The sequence below is a fragment of the Halolamina sp. C58 genome (assembly GCF_051195095.1).
In the GTDB taxonomy this organism is placed as follows: Archaea; Halobacteriota; Halobacteria; order Halobacteriales; family Haloferacaceae; genus Halolamina.
In genome coordinates, this window is the sequence record NZ_JBNTJY010000001.1 from 169,243 (window position 1) to 186,262 (window position 17,020).

Consider the following 17,020-nt stretch of genomic DNA (forward strand, 5'->3'; position numbering starts at 1 on the left):
CGTTCGCGGGTGACGCCGGGGCGGCTCCCTCAGTCGTCGGCGGTCGGCGCGCCGTCGCGGCTCGCCGCCGACGCGCCGTCGCCGTCCTCGATCCGCTCCAGTACGGCGAGGCTCCCGGCCGTGTAGGCGAGCAGCCCCGTCCCGACGACGAGAATCCCGAGGCCGAACCGGAGCTCCTCCGTGACGGGAAGCGCCGGACTCACGCCCACGAGCGCGGCGAGGGTGACGAGCCCGACGCTCAGCCCCGTCCAGCAGACCGTGGGTCAGCGGTCGACCGATCGCGCCATCGGCCCATTCGGATCGCTTTGATACCAGTGTGGAAACCTGACTGCTGACGGGGCTCGACGTCTGATTAAGTCCGCCAATACGACCGCGTCAGGAGCACGAGCACCGGGATTACCTCTAGCCGTCCCATCCACATGAGGAGCACCATCAGGAGCTTCGAAACCCGTGGGAACGCTAAGAAGTTGTTCATCGGCCCGACGAGCCCCACACCCGGTCCGACGTTGCCGAGCGTCGCAGCGACTGCACTCGCGGCTTCGAACACAGACAGCTCCGCTGCCGGAACGCCGACGAATACGACGAGTAGTGTCGCGACCGCGAAGATGACCAAGTAGAGTGCGGTGAACGCGTATATCCCCCGAACGGTCGCATCGTCGAGGACGTGTCCCCCAAGTCGGACGGGGTCGACGGCCTCGGGGTGGACCGTCGTGAACAATTGTCGGCGCAGCGACTTGAGCACCACCACCCACCGAACGACTTTGATGCTCCCGCCGGTGCTCCCGGCCGAGCCGCCGATGAACATCACGAACAGTAGCGCGAACTGGCTCCGCTGCCCCCAAGTGTTGAAGTCCATGCTCGCGTAGCCGGTCGTCGTCACGATGGAGGTGATCTGGAACGTCGCGTGCCGAGCGGCCGGTTCCAACGCGCCTGTGAGCGCCTCGACACCCGGACGCGTAAAGAGAAATCCGGCGACGATCGCGCTGAACACGCCGATCGCTCCCAAGTACGCTCGGAGCTCGACGTCCTCGAACACGGGTTCGAACTCCCGGTTCCAGAGCTGCCAGAACAGGGCGAAGTTCATCCCGGCGGCGACCATGAACGGGACGATGAACCACTGCACGACCGCAGTGAACGCCTGGATGGAGCGGGCTTCGGGAGAGAACCCGCCGGTCGGCATCGTGGTGAACCCGTGTGCGACTGCGTTGTACAGCGTCATCTCGGGCGCCATCCCGAGTCGGTGGAACGCGTAGAGCCCGAGGATCTCGACGATCGTGAGTCCGCCGTACAGCCCCCACAGCGCGCGGGCGGTCTGAGTGATCCGGGGGGTGAGCTTCTCGACTTCGGGCCCCGGCGCCTCGGCGTCGACGATCTGAGCGCCCCTGACGGAGAGTTCCGGGAGCACCGCGATCGCGAGCACGACGATTCCCATCCCGCCCAGCCACTGGGTGAGTTGGCGCCACATCATGAGCGCTCGTGAGTGGCTCTCGAAGGAGATCGTCCCCATCACGGTCGACCCTGTGGTGGTGAACCCGCTCATCGTCTCGAACAGCGCGTTCACCGGGAACCGGAGCGTCGAGCTCGCGCCGTACGCCGTGAACTGTCCCTCGACGACGTACGGCACGGCACCGACGACGCTCACAGCCAGCCACGTCAGCGACACCATCAGGAACCCCTCGCGTATCCCGAGGGACGAGGTGGGCTCGCGGTGCAGACGTTCGAGCCCCAGCCCGACGACCAGCGCGGCCGCGATGCTGAGCAGGAAGACGACGAGGCCACGGCCGTAGTAGAGCGCGAGCGCTAGCGGGAACAGCATCGGGACGCTGAGCCACTTCACGATGCTCCCAGTCAGGCTGACCGCGGCACGCCAGTCGACCCGGACTGTCCGATTCATCTTCTCTGTCTGATCAGTTCGTTCGCTTCACGAGCGATGCGGCTGCCCGGACTGTCGAGCGTTCGACGTCTCATCGGCGGCGGAGGCAGGCGACCGCCGTCACTCGTCGGTGAGGTCGATCGTGTGTTCCCGGACAGCGCCACAGCTCGGACACTCGTGGTAGTACTCGACTACCTGTCCGTCTGTCTCGCTCGTCCAACTCCCCTCCTCGTCTTCGAACCCGCAGTCGGGGCAGACGAGCTCCTCGTGATCGTAGTGCTGCTTCAGCCGTTCGAACGCCGATCGGTTCCGGTCGTTCGTCATACGAGTCGCTTGTAGGTTCTGTAGTGAAAAAAAAAAATCTGCGCTGTATATTTCTGTAGCGAAAATATAGTGGCGTATATTCTATTTCAACCGAAACGTTATCGCTGTTCGTGAGAGCTTCGCGTCCGTCAAGACTGTTCAACGAAACGTCTTTTGTAGATCCGGAAGTAGCATGATCGTGAGCTACCGGATCGACGAGATCGACGAGCGAATACTCTACTACCTCGCCAGCGACGCCCGGAACACGTCGGCGACGATGATCGCCGAGGAGGTCGACGTGACGCCGGCGACGGTACGAAACCGGATCCGGCAGTTAGAGGAGCACGGTATCATTCGCGGCTACCACGCGGATATCGACTACGAGTCGACGAACGGCAAGGTGACGACACAGTTCACCTGCACCGCGCCAGTCGGCGACCGCTCCGGGATCGCGACGGAAGCGCTCTCGACCCCCGGCGTCGTGAACGTCCGGGAGCTTCTGGCCGGCCAAGAGAACCTCGTCGTCACCGCGGTCGGAGCCGACACCGACGACATCAATCGGATCGCCCAGCAGCTCTCCTCGCTCGGTCTGACGATCGAGCGCGAGGATATCGTCCGCGACGAGTCGGTCCAGCCCTACCAGTCGTTTGCGCCCGAGGCCGACCACCTCGACTCGGCGATCACCGACTTCCAGAGCGTAGTCGGTGGCGCCGAAGTGGTGGAGTTCACCGTCTCCGAACGCGCGGAGATCACCGGCCATACGCTCGAGTCCGCAAACGAGGAAGGGCTGCTCCCGAACGACGTGCTCGTCGTCAGCATCGAGCGCGGCGACGACCGTATCACCCCGAACGGAGACACGCGGATCGAAGCCGGCGATGTGGTGTCGATCTTCTCGCCGGAGTCGTTCCCGGAGCAGTCCATCGAGATATTCGAACCCGACGGGCCGGGCAGCGAGACTGTATCGGACTCCTGACCGCTCGGCGTCTCACTCCTCCCGGACCGGCCGCAGGTGCTCACAATCCCCCGCCGTCACTCGCTCGCGCTCCCCGTCGTCGGTCTCGATCACCAGCGCGCCGGGGAACGCCACGTCGACGGCCTCACCGACGACCTCACCGCCCGGCGTGTCGACGCGCACGCGCTGCCCGAGCGTCGCCGCGTGCTCGCGCCACGCGTCGAGGATCGAGTCGGGATCGCTCCGGAGGTCGTCGAACGTCTCCAGCAGCCGCTGGGTGAACACGCGACGGTCGACCGGCTCACCGCGTTCCTCCTGTAGCGAGGTGGCGCCCTCCGGGAGCGATCCCGCCCCAACGTTCGCGTTGATCCCGATGCCGACGATCAGCCACGCGACGCGGTCGGCCTCGCCCTCCATCTCGGTGAGGATCCCACAGAGCTTCTGCCCGCCGCGTTCGCCGGCCCCCTCAACTAACACATCGTTGGGCCACTTGATCCGCGCGTCGACGCCGGCCTCCCGCGCGGCGCGCGTGACTGCCACCGCGGCCGCGAGCGTGTAGACGGGCGAGTGCGCGGGCGGCACGTCCGGGCGGAGCAGTAGCGAGGTGTAGATCCCGCCCGACGGTCCGGTCCACCCGCGGTCGAGCCGCCCCCGCCCGGCGGTCTGCTCGTCGGCGACGACCGCCACGTCCGTCCGGCCCTCCGCCGCGAGCTCGCGGGCGCGCTCGTTCGTCGAGCCGATGCTGTCGTGGAACTCCACGTCGAACGGCGCGTCGAGGCCGTACTCGATCGCGGCGCCGCCGAACCCGGGCACGTCGGTCACGCGGTAGCCGTCGTCGGTGCTCTCGATTTCGAGTCCCTCCTCGCGCAGCCCCTCGACCTGCTTCCAGACCGCGGCGCGGGAGACGCCGAGGCGGTCCGCAAGTTCGGGGCCGGCGACGGGGTCGTCCGCGAGGGCGTCGAGCAGCGCGCGACGCGTGTCGGTCATGGGTAGTCGTGGGACCGGTGGGGGTAAATCGGTCGCGGTGTGGAACCGACGGTTTTCGCGGTCGGTCGGGTTTCCGAGGTCGTTTGCCCCCTCGCTTCGCCGTCCTGGTTTACGACTGTTCGTGGCTCACGGTTCGCTTCGCTCACCGTTCGCTTTTCGAGGCCGTTTGCCGTCGCGCCGGGGCGCGACGTTTTCCGGCCTCGCGTGTTCGGAATCCTTTTGCGACACCTGGGCGACGTTCGGAGTAATGACTGCAGGTGGTCCACAGTGACGATGGAGGACCGCATCGAGGAACTCCGCGAGCGCCGCGAGGAAGCCCTGAAGGGCGGCGGCGAGGAGCGCATCGAACGCCAGCACGAGAAGGGGAAGATGACCGCCCGCGAGCGGATCGACTACTTCCTCGACGACGGCACGTTCACGGAGTTCGACCAGTTCCGAACCCACCGCAACCACAAGTTCGGGATGGAGGAGAAACAAGTGTACGGCGACGGCGTCGTCACGGGCTACGGCGAGGTCGACGGCCGGAAAGTGTTCGTGTTCGCCCACGACTTCACCGTCTTCGGCGGCTCGCTGGGCGAGGTGTTCGCCGAGAAGGTCACGAAGGTGATGGACAAGGCCACGCAGGTCGGCGCGCCCGTCGTCGGGCTCAACGACTCCGCCGGCGCCCGGATTCAGGAGGGCGTCGACGCGCTCGGGGGGTACGCCGAGATCTTCCGGCGCAATCAGGAGGCCTCCGGCGTCGTTCCGCAGATCTCCGCGATCATGGGGCCCTGCGCCGGCGGCGCGGTGTACTCCCCCGCCATGACCGACTTCACGTTCATGGTCAAGGACACCAGCCACATGTTCATCACCGGTCCCGACGTGGTGAAAACCGTCACCGGCGAGGAGGTCAGCTTCGAGGAGCTCGGCGGCGCGGTCACCCACGCCTCCACCTCCGGCGTCGCCCACTTCGCCGAGGAGAGCGAGGAGGACGCGCTCGACAACATCCGCCGGCTGCTCTCCTACCTCCCGCAGAACAACGTCGAGGACCCCCCGCGGGTCGAGCCGTGGGACGACCCCGAGCGTGCCGACGAGTCGCTGAACTCGGTCGTGCCCGACCAGCCGCGCAAGCCATACGACATGCACGACGTGCTCACCTCCGTCGTCGACGAGGGCTCCTTCTTCGAGGTGCAGGCCGAGTTCGCGAAGAACCTCGTGATCGGCTTCGCCCGGATGGACGGCCGCGCGGTGGGCGTGCTCGCGAACCAGCCCCGGGTCAACGCCGGCACGCTGGACATCGAGGCCAGCGAGAAGGGCGCGCGGTTCATCCGCACCTGCGACGCGTTCAACGTCCCCGTCCTGACGTTCGTCGACGTGCCCGGCTTCATGCCCGGCACGGATCAGGAGCACAACGGGATCATCCGCCACGGCGCGAAGCTGCTGTACGCCTACTGTGAGGCGTCGGTTCCGCTGCTGACCGTTATCACGCGGAAAGCCTACGGCGGCGCGTACGACGTGATGGCCTCCAGCCACGTCGGCGCCGACGTGAACTACGCGTGGCCGACCGCCGAGATCGCGGTGATGGGCCCCGAGGGCGCGGTGGATATCCTCTACAGCGACGAGCTCGACGAGGCCGACGACGTGGAGGCCCGCCGGCAGGAGCTGATCGACGAGTACCGCGAGGAGTTCGCGAACCCCTACACCGCCGCCGACCGCGGCTACATCGACGACGTGATCGAGCCGCCGGAGACTCGCGAGCGACTGATCTCCGACCTGGAGATGCTGCAGGGCAAACGCGAGCAGACGCCCCAGAAGAAACACGGCAACATCCCGATATGACCGACGAGCGTTCCCTCGCGGATCGGCTCACACTCCCCGACGACGCCGACGAGGCCGAAGCCGCGGCCATCGCCGCCGCCGTTGGCGCCCACATCCGCGACGGCGAAGCGGCGGCCGCGGCGGCTGCCGAGAGCGAGGCAGAAAGCTGGCAGGGGAAACGCTGGGGGTTCGCCGGCCGCGTCGAGTCGACCCAGCGCCGGACCGTGCGAGTGCGCGACGGGACGCCCACCGACGCCTGGAGCGCCGCCGGTCGCTCCGAGCGACTCTGAGGCGTTACTCGTCGGTGAGGTAGAGGTACGCCCGCGGCGCGACGATCCCCAACACGACGACGATCCCGAACGCGATCCATTGGGAGACGTCGGTGAACGTCGCGACGCCGATCCCCAGCGTGGCGGCGACGACGGCAAACGCCAGTCGGACTTTGATCTCGCGGTCGAAGTCGAGCTCGTCGGGGTCGCTCATGGCCCCGCTGGGGACGGCGCCGCCCTGAACGCGTCGGTTCTACTCGGACACCACGTCGTCGCCGACGGCGATCTCGCCGCTCTCGACGATCTCACACCGGAGGCCGCCGCGGTGGACGAGCGCTTCTTGGATCCCCTTCTCCTCGAGCCGCCGTTCGAGGTACGTGCAGGGCTCACATAGCTCCGCCCCTTCCACGACGGCGTCGCCGACGCGGAAGCGCTCGCCCAGCAGGCGGTTCAGCCCCACGCCGCGGACGGTGAGGTTCCGGCGGTGGGCCCCCGGCTCGAACGACACGTCGTAGTCGGCTTCTGCCTGCTCGATCGCTTCGGCCTCGATCAGCGTCAGGTCCCGGGTCCGGTCCTCGTCGTCGGTCGAGAACGTCCCCTCGTTCTCGAAGTAGCGGTCGCCGGTCAGCCCCTTGCCCACGACCGCCTCGACGGACTCTCGCGGCTCGGGCGGCGCCCCCGCCTCCCCGGCGACGTGGATGTGTTCGACGGTTCCAGTCACGGTCGGGAGTAGGCGCGGCTACGCATAAGTGCGGGGGTGGCGGTCGTTACTCCCCGCCGGCGAACTCGTCGAGCGTCGCCGGCCGGCCGCGGCGCTCGCTCACGAGCGCGCCGTCCACGTCGAGGGCCAGTCGCTCGACCGCCTCGTGGCCGACGCGCTCGGTCGCTTCGGGGATCGTGTACACGCCCAGCCGCCACTGCTGGTACTGGGCGGTCCGGAGCGCCTTCACCAGCGGCGACTGCCGGCCGAGTTCGCGGATCTCGTCGCCGACCATCACGCGGCTGGTGGACTCCCGCATCGACGGCTCGCTCGGCACGTCGAGAATCACTTCCCGTGGGTCGAGATCGCAGGCCGCGGCGATCTCGGCTTCCAGTTCTCCCGTCTCCTCGTGGCCGGCGTCGAGCAGCCAGTCGGGGACGCCGCCCAGTTCGGCCCAGACCGCGCGCTTGTACAGGTCGCGCTCGGCGTACCGCCGCGCGAACTCCTCGGTCTCCTCACACAGCCGCAGCGCGACCAGCAGCCCGTGATCGTCCATCCGGCGGAGCTCCTCGGCGGTCAGATCGGGGTCGGCGTCGAGCAGTCGCTCCGTCGCCCGGCGGAGCATCGCCTTGCTGATCCGGGCGACGTGGTGGGAGTAGACGGTGGGGTTCATCAGCGCCCGGGCGACCAGCAGCGACTCGGCGCTCTGGACGTTCCCCGGCGCGAGCACGAGTTCCCCGTCGACGAACTGCAGCGCCCGCACCAGCCGCCCGGGGTCGATCGTGCCGTACGGGACGCCGGTGTGGTGGGCGTCGCGGACGAGGTAGTCCATCCGGTCCACGTCCAACTCCCCGGAGACGAGCTGCCCGTACTTCCCCTCGCCGGCGACCAGCCCCGCGACGCGCCCCGGCGAGAGCCCGTGGGAGCGGAGCACGTCGCCGACCTGTCCTTGTGCGAGCAGTTCGTCCACGTCGTCGTGGTACTTCCCCGTCTCGCGGTGGGTCAGCCCCTCGATATTGTGCGAGAACGGGCCGTGACCAACGTCGTGGAGCATCGCCGCCGCCCGCACCCGCTCGGCGTCGACGCCGTCGACGCCCATCTGGTCGAGCGCCTGCTCGGCGAGGTGGTAGACGCCCAGCGAGTGCTCGAACCGCGTGTGGTTCGCGGAGGGGTAGGCCAACTGCACCGTCCCCAACTGCTTGATGTGTCGGAGCCGCTGGACCGCGGGCGTATCAAGCAGGTCGGCGGCGACCCCCTCCACCTCGATGTGGTCGTGGACGGAGTCCTTGATCGTCGTCATACGCCGGGTTTCGGCGGCATCCGGTAAAAAGGACCGTAGCTTCGACGGAATTCGAACAGTTCGGGGGAGCGTCAGCGTTCAGTCTCAAGAGCGATATCCCGCTTCAGCCGACTTCGGGCCTCACGAGCAGCTTCCGCTGCATCTGTGCCGTCCCACAGCCCTGCACCGTCGATCTTGCTCACGCAAGTTCGGTAGCTCGGCACCGACAAAAGAGTCAGCCTGCGCTACTCCCCGCTCTCGAACTCTCGCTCGCCCAGATGACTCCGAAGCGTGTCCACGTCCTTGTTGCCCGCGCCGGTGTTCAGCAGCACGACCGTGTCGTCCTCATCCAGTTCACCGCGTTCCGCGAGGTCGAACGCGCCGGCGGCCGCCGCCGCACAGGTCGCGCCCATCTCCACGCCCTCGGTCCGGGCGATCTCGACGGCGGCGTCGAGGATCTCGTCGTCGCTCGCGGCGACGGCGCCGCCGTCGCTCTCTTCCAACGCGTCGAGGATCAGCGGGCTCGCGCCCGGGTCGGGGACCGCGATCCCGTTGAGCACGGTCGTGATGTTCTCGTCGCCCCACGCCTCGTGAATGGATTTCCCTTCTTCCCACGCCTCGACGACGGGGGCGCAGCCGGCGGCCTGTGCGGCGTACATTCCCGGCAGCTCGTCGGTCAGATCGAGATCGCGGAACTCCTTTGCGCCCTTGTGCATCCCGACGAGGCCGACGCCGCCGCCGGTGGGGTAGACGATCGCGTCCGGCACGTCCCAGTCCAGCTGTTCGACCGTCTCGTACAGCATCGTCTTCTTCGTCTCGTGGCGGTAGGGGGTGACGAACGTCTTGGTGGAGTACCAGTCCTCCTCGTCCATGCGTTCGGCGTAGCCCGCACCGGCGTCGGTGATCTCCCCCTCGACGACGTGGAGTTCGCCGCCGTGGACCTCGACCATCGCCTTCTGGGTATAGCCCGCGCGCTCGGCCATCCAGACGTGCGCGTCCATCCCCGCGTTGGCGGCGTAGGCGGCTGCCGCCTGCCCGGCGTTGCCCGCCGTGTTCAGCGCGATCGTCTCCGCGCCGTGCTGTGCGGCGGCGGTGACGGCGCCGGTCTGCCCGCGGTCCTTGAACGTCCCCGTCGGGTTGTGCCCCTCGTCTTTGATGTACACCTCGTCGACGCCCATCGCGTCGGCGAGGCTCGGACAGTCGACCAGCGGCGTCGCACCTTCACCGATGGTGACCGCCGATTCCCGCGGGAACGGCAGCAGCGCGTCGTAGCGCCACAGCGAGTCGAAGCGCTCGCCCTCGAACGTCTCGCGGGACACGTCGATCTCGTCGTAGTCGTACGCCGGGTCGAGGATGCCGCCGCAGTCCGGGCAGCGGTGGGTCGCGGTGTCGGCGTCGAACCGTTCCCCGCAGTCGATGCAGTCGAGGCCGGCGAACGCGTCGGTGGTCTCCATGGCCCGGGCTGGGGGCCCCACGGCTAATGGGTTGTTCGATGCGGCAAGACGGACATCTCGCCCCGTCAGCGACGGTTTCGATCCGCCGCTGGCGGCAGAGTTAGGTAGACACAGCCACACAATCCCCCCGTGTACGACCGTTCCGTTCCCCGCAGGGACGTTTCCGGAGGTGGTCCGCGACGATGACCGACGACGCTCGGTCCGACGGCGGCGACGCGGCCGTCGAGACTGGCGGCGACACGGGGCCGTCGACGCTCGACCCGCTGTCGGTCGACGCGGCCGCGGAGTTGATCGACGACATCGTCGACAACGTCGAGCGCGTCATCGTCGGGAAGCGCGACGCGATCGAGCACATCCTCGTCGCCACGGTGGCCCGCGGCCACGTCCTGCTGGAGGACGTGCCCGGCACCGGGAAGACGATGCTCGCCCGCTCGGTCGCGACCTCCGTCGACGCCTCGTTCCGCCGCGTGCAGTTCACGCCCGACCTCCTGCCCTCCGACGTGACGGGTGTGAACGTGTTCAACCAGAAGACCCAGGAGTTCGAGTTCCAGCCCGGCCCGGTGTTCGCGAACGTGGTGCTGGCCGACGAGATCAACCGCGCGCCGCCGAAAACCCAGAGCTCGCTGCTGGAGGCGATGGAGGAGCGACAGGTGACCGTCGACGGCGACACCCGCGACCTCCCCGAGCCGTTCGTCGTGATCGCGACGCAGAACGACGTGGAGACGGGTCGCACCTACGAGCTCCCGATGGCCGAGGTCGATCGTTTCGCGAAGAAGCTCCGGCTGGGCTACCCCGACGACGACCAGGAGGCCGAGATCATCGGGCGCACCGCCGGCCATCACCCGATCGAGGAGCTCGAACCCGTCACCGACGGCACGCAGCTCCGGCGCGCCCGCGAGACGGCGAGTCAGGTGACGCTGCGCGAGCCGGTGCGGAGCTACATCAGCCGGCTGGCCGAACACACGCGAAACGAGGCCCAGCTCGGCGTCAGCCCCCGGGGGAGCATCGCGCTGGCGCGCACCTCGCAGGTCCGGGCGCTGCTCGACGGCCGCGACTACGTCACCCCCGACGACGTACAGGCGGAGGCACGGACGGTGTTCGCCCACCGGATCCGGCCGCGAACGGGTAGCGAGACCGGCGAGGACGTGGTCGCCTCGGCGCTCTCGACCGTCCCCGTCGAGTGATGCTCACGCGCCGTGGCCGCGCCGTCGCCGGCGTCGCGGGGCTGTCGGTGCTGCTCGCGGGCATCTTCGGCGCCCGCGCGCTCAACGCGATCGTCGCCCCCGCGGTCGTCGCGCTGGTCGCGGGCTACCTGCAGGTCCGGTTCGTCCCCGCCGTCGAACTCGACCGCACGCCGCCGGCGAACGCCCACGCCGGCGAGACGCGGACGGCGGAACTCTCCTTCCACAGCCGTGACGGCGACCCGCTCTCCCGGCCGTTCCTCGGCGACGTGACCGAGCGCGTCGGCGAGGGGCTGTGGCCGGTCGCCGCGGAGACCGCGACGGTCCGCGAACGGCCGAGCGGTGACGCCGAGATCACGTTCGAGACGGCCGTCGGCGCCGAGCCGATCGAGTACGAGGTCGAGTACCGACAGCGCGGCCAGCACACGCTCGGCCCGGTGACGGTGGTCGCGACCGACGCGTTCGGCCTCCACGCCCGCGAGACCGAGCTCCGGGGGACCGAGACGACGATCGTCTTCCCCCGGGTCCGACGGCTCGGCGCCGTCGGGCGGCGGTCGCTGGGCCGGCTGCAGGAGTACAGCCGGAGCGACCAGCGCGGCGAGTTCGAGGAGCTCCGGGAGTACGTCCCCGGCGACCCCCTGCGTGACATCCACTGGAAGACGACGGCCAAGCGCGACGAGCTGATCGTCACGGAGTTCGCCGCCGACACCGACGTGGCGTCGGTGACCGTCGCCGCCGGCGCGAACGCCGACGGCGCCGACGCGATGGCGGAGGCGACCGCGAGCGTGGTGCTGCCGCTGGTGGCCGACGGCGTCCCGGTCGAGCTCTCGCTCCCGCGGGGCGAGCTCCGGATCGGTCCCGAGTACGGCGGGCAGGCGGCGATGCTCCGGACGCTCGCGGTGGTCGACTCCGGGCCGGTGCCCGACCCCGACGCCGACGTGGTGATCAAGGGGCGGGCCGACGACGCGACCGTCGACGTGCGCGGGCGCCGCCACCAGTTCTCGGAGATGGTCGAGGCGCAGACGGCGGGCGACATGACGCCGGCCCGGGAGGTGGAAGCGTGACGACCGCTCCCGGCCGCCGGTCGCGGGTCGGGACCGAGACGGACTGGTCGCTGCGGTCGGCGATCCTCTCCCCGGGAATGCTCGGGATCGCCGTGCTCACGGCGTCGTACCTCCGGGTGTTGTTCCACGTCACCGACGTGGTCGGCGGGACGGGCTTGTTGCTCCTCGAGGTCGGCGCGGTGCTCGCGCTCGGCGCGGTGCTCGCCGGCCGCGTCGACACGCGGACGGCGCTGCTGGGGAGCGCGGCGGCGCTGTTCGGTGGACTGGCGGCGTACTACCTCTCGATCCCGCCGAGCCAGCGCGCGCTGATCGACGCCGGCGCCGTGCTGACCGATCTCGCGGCGCTGCTCAGCGGGCTCTCGGTGTTCCGGCTGATTCAGGCCGAGATCTGGGCGCTCGCGGTGCTGCCCGCACCGCTGCTGGGCTCGTGGCTGCTCGCGCTCCGGGGGAACTACCCGCTGAGCGCCGCGGTCGGCGGCAGCGCGCTCGGTCTGTTCGTGCTCACGGGCGACGCCGGCTTCCTCACCACGCTGGCGGGCGTCGTCGGCGCCGCGGCCGCGGTCGGGTTCGGCGAGCTCAGCCCCCGGCGGGCGATCGCCCTCCACTGGGACACGGTCGTGCTCGTCGTCACCGTGATGATCGTGCTCTCCTCGACCGTCTCGCTGGTGCCCGGCGGCGCCGGCGGCCCCGTCCTCGGCGGCAGCGCGACGCCGACGCTCGAAGGCAACGTCGTCGACAACGCCGACAACGTGGGTATCGTGGGCGCGATCCGGCTCTCGCCCGAGGTCCGGTTCACCGTCGAGTCCGAGCGCCGTGGGTACTGGCGCGTCGGCGCCTACGACCGGTACACCGGCGGCTCGTGGGTCCGGACCGGCGAGGCCCGCAGCTACGACGGCCGGCTCGACGACCCGCCCGGGCCGAGCATCGAGATCGAGCAGACGGTCACCGCCGAGACCACGCTCAACTCGATGCCCGCGGTCTGGAAGCCGGTCAGCGTCGAGGGGAACGTCCAGCGAGCGACGCAGGTGACCGCCGAGGGAGGGCTCCGCGCGGCGGCGCCGATCGCCGAGGGGGAGTCGTACACGGTCGTCAGTCACCGGCCGGCGTACACGCTCGACGACCTCCGAATGGCCGGCACCGACTACCCCGAGACGGTCGAGCGGCGGTACCTCTCGCTGCCGGACAGCACCCCCGACCGCGTGAGCGAGCGCGCGGCCACGGTCGCCGACCGCGCGAACGCATCGACGCCCTACGCGACCGCCGTCGCGATCGAGTCGTACCTGGAGCGCACCAAGGAGTACTCGCTGAACGTCGAGCGCCCGCGCGGCAGCGTCGCCGACTCGTTCCTGTTCGAGATGGACGCCGGCTACTGCACCTACTACGCGACGACGATGGCCGTGATGCTGCGCACGCAGGGGATCCCGGCACGGATGGTGACCGGCTACACCCCCGGGGAGCGCGTCGCGGAGGACGAGTGGGTCGTCCGCGGGCTGAACGCCCACGCGTGGGTCGAGGTGTACTTCCCGGCGACCGGCTGGGTCGCGTTCGACCCGACGCCCGGCGGTCCCCGCGAGTCAGCCGCCGAGCAGCGCGTCGAGCAGGCCCGCGAGGCCGGCGTGGCGAACGTCGACACCAACCGCACCGGCGGCGGCGAGTGGACCCCGACGCCGACTGAGACGGCCACTCCCGCGACGGTCAACGACACCGCCGACGCGGTGACGGGGACGGCCAACCTCGAGGACATCCTCCGACCCGGGCAGGAGGCGCCGAACGGCACCGTCGGGAACTTCACCGCCGGCGGCGACGAGGGGAGCTCCGACGAGCCGGCGCTACCCTCGCCCGAGGAGGTGGGGTACGGCCTCGTGCTCCTGATCGGCGGCGTGGCCGCCGGCCGGCGGTTCGGGCTCGACGCCCGCCTCTATCGGTTCGTGTGGCTGCGCTACCAGCCGCGGGCGGACCCGGTCGGCGACGTCGAGCGGGCGTTCGACCGGATCGAGACGCTGCTCGAAACCCGTTACCGGCCGCGACACCCCGGCGAGACCGTCGAGGACTATCTCGACAGTCTCGACGTGACCGACGCGCGGGTGTACCGCGTGGCGGGGCTGTACGAGCGGGCGCGGTACGGCGGGGACGCGACCGACGCCGACGCCGACGAGGCAGTCGCGGCCGCGGACGCGCTCGTCGCCGAGTCAACCCCCCTGCTCGGGCGACTCCGCCGCGCTGACTGACTCGCCCGTTCTTGTCGTTACCGAAGGGTTTAGTTACTGGATGTGGTACGCACACCCATGTCCGGTCTGTTGCCGTCCGAGTCCGACGCCGTCGCCGCCGACGAGGCGGACGACGAGGGGGGCACCCGGCTGCTCTGGCTCGACGACGAGGAGGTCGACCCCCTGATCGGGTCGCTCTCCTCCGAGACCGCCAGATCGCTGCTGACGGCGCTGCACGAGGAGCCCCGGACGGCTTCCGAGCTCGCCGACGCGGTCGACACCTCGCTGCAGAACGTGCGCCACCACCTCGACAACCTCCAAGAGGCGGATCTGGTCGAGGTCGCCGAGACGCGCTACTCGGTCAAGGGCCGCGAGATGAAGGTGTACGCCCCGGTCGACGACTCGCTGGTGGTCTGTGTGGGCAACGAGGCGGAGCGGTCGGGACTGCTCGACTCGCTCCGGCAGTACGTCGGCGCCGCGGCCGCGGTGCTCGTCGGGAGCCTACTGGTCCACGCGACAGTGAACGTCGGGGGCGGCGGTATCGCCGGCCCCTCCGGCCCGCGCGTCGCGGACTCGATCGGCTCCGGCGCGGTGTTCGGCACCGTCCCCCCGGCGGCGCTGTTCCTCGCCGGCGGGCTGGTCGCCATCGCGGCGGTCGCACTCCAGTACAGCCGAACCGACTGATGAGCAACCCCCCCGAGGTGACGGCATGAGGGTCGGCACGGCAGCGACACTGTTCGTCGTCGTCGTCGTCGTGAGCAGCGTCTCCTTCGCCGTTCCCGTGGGGTCGAGCAGCCAGCAGCTCGTCCGCGGGCCGCCCAACGACGCGCTCGCGGACGCCATCCGATCGTCGCCCGATCCGCCGGAGGAGTCGTCCGACCCGGACCCGCTGTCGGGGTTCGGCGCGGTGCACGAGGCCGGCGTCACCGGTGACGGCGTCCGGGTCGGCGTCATCGGCAGCCAGTTCTCCCCCGGCGGCCGGCTCGGCGAGTCGGTCGTCGCGACACGAACGTTCGCGGACCGGTCGCCCGGGCTGGCGGTCGACAGCACACACGACACCGCCGTCGCCGAGATCGTCGCCCGGACCGCGCCCGACTCGGAGCTGTACCTCGCGAGCATCGGCCTCGAGGGCGGGCCGGCCGCCTACGAGCGCGCGGTCTCGTGGCTGCGCGAGAACGAGGTCGACGTGGTCGTCGACGCCGGGAGCTACTTCCCGCGAACCGCCGAGGGGATGGCGCGACTGAACGAGGCCGCCGCCGCGGCCGCCGAGAACGACACTGCCTTCGTCACGTCGGCGGGCAACTACGCCGAGCGACACTGGGCCGGCACCGGGAACGAGGGCTGGCTCGCGTTCGCGAACGACACTCGGTACAACACGCTGGGCGAGGGCGAGATCGCCGGCGGCGTCTCGCTCCGGCTCTACTGGGAGGGGAACGCCGACTACGACCTCTTCCTCTACCGCGCGGAGAACGGCGAGGATCCGCTGATCGCGAAGTCGGCGACGAACGAGACCGGAAACGGCAGCCACACCGAGGCGATCGACGCCACCGTCCCCGAAGGGCGCTACTACGTCGCCGTTCAGGGCGGCCCCGACGCCGGCGAGAGCACCGTCGACCTGTTCTCCTCCCGCCACGAGCTCGGCATCAGCAGCGACGGCGGCGGGATGGTCGCGCCCGCGACCGCCGAGGGCGTCATCGCCGTCGGCGCGGTCGACGCGGTGACCGGCGAGCCGCGGTCGTACAGCTCGACCGGTCCCCGGCTCGACATCTCGGCGCCGGGCGCCGTCGACACGAACACGGCGGGCGAGATGTACGGCAGCTCCGTGGCGGCGCCGCTGGTGGCCGGGGCGCTCACCCTGATGCTCGCGGAAAACGAGAGCCTCTCGCCCGCCGAGGCCCAGCGCGTGTTCCGCAACACGGCCGTACAGGACGACGGCCGGCTCTACCTCGACGCCGCGGGCGCGGTCACGGCGGTCACCTCCGAGTCGCCCGCGGAGATCGACGGGGACGAACTCGACTGGTACAACGGGACGGCGGATTAGGAGAGTTCGGCGGGCTCGTCGTCGGCGTGGGCCCGCACCCAGAGCTCGCCGATCCGCGAGAGGGAGGTGCGGTGGGAGTTGCCGTGTTCCTCCTGCTCGACGTACGCCTTCCCGCCGGGGCCGAGCCGGTCGACGTTGTAGATCACTTTCGAGCGGAAGCTGTCGGTGTACTCCTCGCCCATGTCCGCCGCGAGCGTCTTCGCGAGCTCGCTCACGCTCTCGAACTCGCCGTGTTCGCCCAGCGTGAACAGGATCACCTCCTCGAACGGCTCGACGTTCGAGAACGCCGCGACGGGCAGTTCGACGATGTGGTTGTCGCCGATGCGCTTGGCGCCGATGGTGGTGCCTCGCTCGTCGAACTCCGAGAGCAGCCCCTCGATGCTCGCGAGGCGGTCGGCGATCTCCCCGTCGTCGGCGCCCGCCTCACGAACCTCGGCGAGCAGGTCCCGCGTCTCCCGGAGCTCCTCGGCCATCTCGGTCTCCAGGTACTTCTCGGGGGCGGTGTAGTACGTGTGGATGCGGTGGCGGTCTTCCTGTCGCTCCAGCGTGATCGAGTGCGCCGCGGTCGCGAACGCGAAGCTCACCGGGCGGGGCATCGAGGAGATGTTCACCCACACCTCGCTACCGGTATCGAGGTGGGCGTTGATCAGGTCGTACGCCCGCTCGAACGCGGCGTCGTAGTCGTACACGTCCGAGAGCCCGACGCGCTCGGTTTCGGCACCGAGGAGGTTCTGGAAGTCCTGTTCGAGCTTGCCCGCGAGGTTCTGGGAGTACTCGACGTTGGCCTCGCTGCCGACGGCGCCCTCCAGCAGCACCACCCGATCCACGTCGAACTGGTCGCGGATCAGCGGCGCGATCAGCCGGTCGTAGTCGAAGCCGACCGGGACGATGTGGGTGCCCATGGGCGTGGGTG

General features: G+C 69.8%; 17 protein-coding genes. 8 read left to right on the forward strand and 9 right to left on the reverse strand.

Annotated features, from left to right (window positions below; genetic code table 11):
• Nucleotides 1-29 precede the first annotated feature (29 nt).
• The 3 genes from ACQUSM_RS00915 to ACQUSM_RS00925 form a co-directional block, all read right to left on the reverse strand.
• On the reverse strand, nucleotides 30-203 hold the full coding sequence (locus ACQUSM_RS00915) for a hypothetical protein (RefSeq protein WP_435115005.1): 174 nt from the start codon (nucleotides 201-203) through the stop codon (nucleotides 30-32).
• A gap of 149 nt (nucleotides 204-352) precedes the next feature.
• The gene (locus tag ACQUSM_RS00920) at nucleotides 353-1,894 is read right to left on the reverse strand and encodes a TrkH family potassium uptake protein (protein ID WP_435115006.1); all 1,542 of its coding nucleotides are present in this window, start codon (nucleotides 1,892-1,894) and stop codon (nucleotides 353-355) included.
• Nucleotides 1,895-1,993: 99 nt separating this feature from the next.
• Nucleotides 1,994-2,197, reverse strand: coding sequence for an HVO_0649 family zinc finger protein (locus ACQUSM_RS00925; protein ID WP_435115007.1), 204 nt, complete (start codon nucleotides 2,195-2,197; stop codon nucleotides 1,994-1,996).
• Between the two features lie 172 nt (nucleotides 2,198-2,369).
• Here ACQUSM_RS00925 and ACQUSM_RS00930 point away from each other — a divergent pair, with 172 nt between their 5' ends.
• Nucleotides 2,370-3,149, forward strand: a complete 780-nt coding sequence (locus tag ACQUSM_RS00930; protein ID WP_435115008.1) for a winged helix-turn-helix transcriptional regulator — start codon at nucleotides 2,370-2,372, stop codon at nucleotides 3,147-3,149.
• A gap of 12 nt (nucleotides 3,150-3,161) precedes the next feature.
• Here ACQUSM_RS00930 and ACQUSM_RS00935 read toward each other — a convergent pair whose 3' ends face one another.
• Complete coding sequence (locus ACQUSM_RS00935) at nucleotides 3,162-4,115, reverse strand: biotin--[acetyl-CoA-carboxylase] ligase (RefSeq protein WP_435115009.1); 954 nt, start codon at nucleotides 4,113-4,115, stop codon at nucleotides 3,162-3,164.
• Nucleotides 4,116-4,388: 273 nt separating this feature from the next.
• On the opposite strand from ACQUSM_RS00935, the gene ACQUSM_RS00940 reads away from it, so the two are divergent.
• On the forward strand, nucleotides 4,389-5,933 hold the full coding sequence (locus ACQUSM_RS00940) for an acyl-CoA carboxylase subunit beta (protein ID WP_435115010.1): 1,545 nt from the start codon (nucleotides 4,389-4,391) through the stop codon (nucleotides 5,931-5,933).
• Nucleotides 5,930-6,202 (forward strand): acc operon protein, encoded by a 273-nt coding sequence (locus tag ACQUSM_RS00945; RefSeq protein WP_435115011.1) that lies wholly within the window; start codon nucleotides 5,930-5,932, stop codon nucleotides 6,200-6,202. The genes ACQUSM_RS00940 and ACQUSM_RS00945 overlap by 4 nt, the downstream gene beginning before the upstream one ends.
• 4 nt (nucleotides 6,203-6,206) lie before the next feature.
• Here the strand turns inward: ACQUSM_RS00945 and ACQUSM_RS00950 are convergent, their stop codons facing one another.
• From ACQUSM_RS00950 to ACQUSM_RS00965, 4 genes are all read right to left on the reverse strand, one after another.
• Nucleotides 6,207-6,395, reverse strand: coding sequence for a hypothetical protein (locus ACQUSM_RS00950; protein ID WP_435115012.1), 189 nt, complete (start codon nucleotides 6,393-6,395; stop codon nucleotides 6,207-6,209).
• Between the two features lie 39 nt (nucleotides 6,396-6,434).
• Nucleotides 6,435-6,902, reverse strand: coding sequence for an MOSC domain-containing protein (locus ACQUSM_RS00955; RefSeq protein ID WP_435115013.1), 468 nt, complete (start codon nucleotides 6,900-6,902; stop codon nucleotides 6,435-6,437).
• Nucleotides 6,903-6,948: 46 nt separating this feature from the next.
• Nucleotides 6,949-8,181 carry an HD domain-containing protein gene (locus tag ACQUSM_RS00960; RefSeq protein ID WP_435115014.1) on the reverse strand — a complete coding sequence of 411 codons (1,233 nt, stop codon included), beginning with the start codon at nucleotides 8,179-8,181 and terminating at the stop codon, nucleotides 6,949-6,951.
• Nucleotides 8,182-8,405: 224 nt separating this feature from the next.
• Nucleotides 8,406-9,614, reverse strand: coding sequence for a threonine synthase (locus ACQUSM_RS00965; RefSeq protein WP_435115015.1), 1,209 nt, complete (start codon nucleotides 9,612-9,614; stop codon nucleotides 8,406-8,408).
• Between the two features lie 182 nt (nucleotides 9,615-9,796).
• On the opposite strand from ACQUSM_RS00965, the gene ACQUSM_RS00970 reads away from it, so the two are divergent.
• The 5 genes from ACQUSM_RS00970 to ACQUSM_RS00990 are packed head-to-tail and all read left to right on the forward strand — an operon-like array spanning nucleotide 9,797 to nucleotide 16,107.
• Nucleotides 9,797-10,798 (forward strand): AAA family ATPase, encoded by a 1,002-nt coding sequence (locus tag ACQUSM_RS00970; protein WP_435115016.1) that lies wholly within the window; start codon nucleotides 9,797-9,799, stop codon nucleotides 10,796-10,798.
• Nucleotides 10,798-11,859 carry a DUF58 domain-containing protein gene (locus tag ACQUSM_RS00975; RefSeq protein ID WP_435115017.1) on the forward strand — a complete coding sequence of 354 codons (1,062 nt, stop codon included), beginning with the start codon at nucleotides 10,798-10,800 and terminating at the stop codon, nucleotides 11,857-11,859. The genes ACQUSM_RS00970 and ACQUSM_RS00975 overlap by 1 nt, the downstream gene beginning before the upstream one ends.
• Nucleotides 11,856-14,087, forward strand: coding sequence for a transglutaminase TgpA family protein (locus ACQUSM_RS00980; protein WP_435115018.1), 2,232 nt, complete (start codon nucleotides 11,856-11,858; stop codon nucleotides 14,085-14,087). Before ACQUSM_RS00975 ends, ACQUSM_RS00980 begins: the two co-directional genes overlap by 4 nt.
• Nucleotides 14,088-14,144: 57 nt before the next feature.
• Nucleotides 14,145-14,750, forward strand: a complete 606-nt coding sequence (locus tag ACQUSM_RS00985) for an ArsR/SmtB family transcription factor (protein ID WP_435115019.1) — start codon at nucleotides 14,145-14,147, stop codon at nucleotides 14,748-14,750.
• A 25-nt stretch (nucleotides 14,751-14,775) separates the two neighbouring features.
• Nucleotides 14,776-16,107: a S8 family serine peptidase gene (locus ACQUSM_RS00990; RefSeq protein WP_435115021.1), complete on the forward strand. Its 1,332-nt coding sequence runs from the start codon at nucleotides 14,776-14,778 to the stop codon at nucleotides 16,105-16,107.
• Here ACQUSM_RS00990 and ACQUSM_RS00995 read toward each other — a convergent pair.
• Nucleotides 16,104-17,009 (reverse strand): HFX_2341 family transcriptional regulator, encoded by a 906-nt coding sequence (locus ACQUSM_RS00995; RefSeq protein ID WP_435115022.1) that lies wholly within the window; start codon nucleotides 17,007-17,009, stop codon nucleotides 16,104-16,106. The genes ACQUSM_RS00990 and ACQUSM_RS00995 overlap by 4 nt on opposite strands.
• Between the last annotated feature and the right edge of the window lie 11 nt (nucleotides 17,010-17,020).

What these genes read in the sequence shown, in the direction of transcription:
- ACQUSM_RS00930 (WP_435115008.1), top strand. Translation starts at nt 2,370, where the DNA reads ATGATCGTGAGCTACCGGATCGACGAGATCGACGAGCGAATACTCTAC.
- ACQUSM_RS00935 (WP_435115009.1), bottom strand. Translation starts at nt 4,115, where the DNA reads ATGACCGACACGCGTCGCGCGCTGCTCGACGCCCTCGCGGACGACCCC.
- ACQUSM_RS00960 (WP_435115014.1), bottom strand. Translation starts at nt 8,181, where the DNA reads ATGACGACGATCAAGGACTCCGTCCACGACCACATCGAGGTGGAGGGG.
- ACQUSM_RS00925 (WP_435115007.1), bottom strand. Translation starts at nt 2,197, where the DNA reads ATGACGAACGACCGGAACCGATCGGCGTTCGAACGGCTGAAGCAGCAC.
- ACQUSM_RS00920 (WP_435115006.1), bottom strand. Translation starts at nt 1,894, where the DNA reads ATGAATCGGACAGTCCGGGTCGACTGGCGTGCCGCGGTCAGCCTGACT.
- ACQUSM_RS00985 (WP_435115019.1), top strand. Translation starts at nt 14,145, where the DNA reads ATGTCCGGTCTGTTGCCGTCCGAGTCCGACGCCGTCGCCGCCGACGAG.
- ACQUSM_RS00940 (WP_435115010.1), top strand. Translation starts at nt 4,389, where the DNA reads ATGGAGGACCGCATCGAGGAACTCCGCGAGCGCCGCGAGGAAGCCCTG.
- ACQUSM_RS00995 (WP_435115022.1), bottom strand. Translation starts at nt 17,009, where the DNA reads ATGGGCACCCACATCGTCCCGGTCGGCTTCGACTACGACCGGCTGATC.
- ACQUSM_RS00965 (WP_435115015.1), bottom strand. Translation starts at nt 9,614, where the DNA reads ATGGAGACCACCGACGCGTTCGCCGGCCTCGACTGCATCGACTGCGGG.
- ACQUSM_RS00975 (WP_435115017.1), top strand. Translation starts at nt 10,798, where the DNA reads ATGCTCACGCGCCGTGGCCGCGCCGTCGCCGGCGTCGCGGGGCTGTCG.
- ACQUSM_RS00970 (WP_435115016.1), top strand. Translation starts at nt 9,797, where the DNA reads ATGACCGACGACGCTCGGTCCGACGGCGGCGACGCGGCCGTCGAGACT.
- ACQUSM_RS00990 (WP_435115021.1), top strand. Translation starts at nt 14,776, where the DNA reads ATGAGGGTCGGCACGGCAGCGACACTGTTCGTCGTCGTCGTCGTCGTG.
- ACQUSM_RS00945 (WP_435115011.1), top strand. Translation starts at nt 5,930, where the DNA reads ATGACCGACGAGCGTTCCCTCGCGGATCGGCTCACACTCCCCGACGAC.
- ACQUSM_RS00950 (WP_435115012.1), bottom strand. Translation starts at nt 6,395, where the DNA reads ATGAGCGACCCCGACGAGCTCGACTTCGACCGCGAGATCAAAGTCCGA.